The sequence below is a fragment of the Verrucomicrobium sp. 3C genome (assembly GCF_000379365.1).
In the GTDB taxonomy this organism is placed as follows: domain Bacteria; phylum Verrucomicrobiota; class Verrucomicrobiia; order Methylacidiphilales; family Methylacidiphilaceae; genus Methylacidimicrobium.
This window is the reverse complement of record NZ_KB901876.1, coordinates 286287-286521: the sequence shown is the minus strand read 5'-3', so window position 1 is coordinate 286521 and position 235 is coordinate 286287. Positions and strand designations below refer to the sequence as shown.

1 pseudogene is annotated in these 235 nt (G+C 59.6%); it reads left to right on the top strand.

Features of this window, described 5'->3' with window-relative positions:
• Positions 1 to 103: pseudogene (locus tag A37A_RS22185) on the top strand (transposase); the annotation flags it as partial.
• Positions 104 to 235 lie beyond the last annotated feature (132 nt).

Here is a 235-nt window from a genome sequence, read left to right as displayed (position 1 = left end):
CGAGTGGCAGAGCCGGCCGCTGGAGAGGATGTATCCGGTCGTCTTCTTTGATGCGTTGCGGGTCAAGATCCGGGATGAGGGAGCGGTCAGAAATAAGGCGGTCGTGTGCTGTGGGACCTGGCTTCGCAGTGGAGCGGGTTAGCTTTATCGGAGATGGAGGAAGGTCCTCCGAAGACGGCCTGCAGGGGCAGTCTTCAAACCACCACAAGCTGCGAGGGTAAAGAGCTCTCGTGGT